The 278-nt window shown below is 67.3% G+C and carries 1 protein-coding gene; it reads left to right on the top strand.

Features of this window, described 5'->3' with window-relative positions; translation table 11 throughout:
- Nucleotides 1–42 precede the first annotated feature (42 nt).
- Nucleotides 43–278: hypothetical protein (locus PZC42_RS24525; RefSeq protein WP_277214071.1), on the top strand; the 236-nt coding region annotated here is incomplete at its 3' end.

The following is a 278-nucleotide window of genomic DNA, read 5'->3' as shown; positions in this document are numbered from 1 at the left end:
GTCATCACTACTCACGTTCGTCCACCAGAGACAACAATGGCCATGGAGACGTGCTTCAGAGCGTGGGCGCTGCACGCCCCCGCTGGCAGCAAGGACAGGCTCCTCGTCGGCAACCTGCAGGTGCTGCCGTCGAAGCGGGCGCTCGCGCCGCTGTCCGTCGGCCGCGTCGCCACGCGCCGGCCGCGGCACGTCTGCCAGTCCAAGAACGCAGTGGACGAAGTTGTGGTGGCGGACGAGAAGAACTGGGACGGGTTGGTGATGGCGTGCGAGACGCCGGA

Source organism: Isoptericola croceus (assembly GCF_029382255.1).
GTDB lineage: Bacteria > Actinomycetota > Actinomycetes > Actinomycetales > Cellulomonadaceae > Isoptericola > Isoptericola croceus.
Note: the sequence above shows the minus strand (reverse complement) of the source record. Positions and strands in the feature narration are given on the sequence as shown.